1 protein-coding gene is annotated in these 511 nt (G+C 75.3%); it reads left to right on the top strand.

The genetic code is table 11. The features are described from left to right. Positions 1 to 511 (top strand): Ig-like domain-containing protein (locus E1J50_RS25870; protein ID WP_132257105.1); only part of this gene is annotated, 511 nt, incomplete at both ends.

Raw genomic sequence — 511 nt, 5'->3', positions numbered from 1 at the left:
GACGCGGCCGGCAATCTCGGCCCCGCCTCGGGGGCGATCAGCCTCCGGGTCGACGCGACGGCCCCCGGGACGCCCGTCTTCCTCTCCGGCGGCGGCCTCACCAACGACTCGACCCCGACGGTGACCGGCACCGCCGAGGCCGGCGCGACCGTGACGATCTCCAATGGCGGGACCGTGCTCGGCACCGCGATCGCCGGCTCGAACGGGGTCTTCACCTTCACGCCCGAGACGCCGCTGACGGAGGGCGCCTACAACCTCACGGCGGTGGCCCGCGACGCGGTCGGCAACGCCTCGCCGGCCTCGGCGGCGCTGTCGCTCCAGCTCGACCTCACCGCGCCCCGCGTCCCGACGATCGCGCCGCTCGCGCCCACGAACGACAGCACCCCCACCATCACCGGCACGGCCGAGGCCGGCTCGGTCGTCACGATCTCGAACGGCGCGACGATCCTCGGCTCGACGACGGCGGCCGCGAACGGCACCTTCTCCTTCACGCCGGGCACCGCGCTGGCCG

The organism is Methylobacterium segetis (assembly GCF_004348265.1).
GTDB lineage: Bacteria > Pseudomonadota > Alphaproteobacteria > Rhizobiales > Beijerinckiaceae > Methylobacterium > Methylobacterium segetis.
This window is presented reverse-complemented; position numbering and strand designations above follow the sequence as displayed.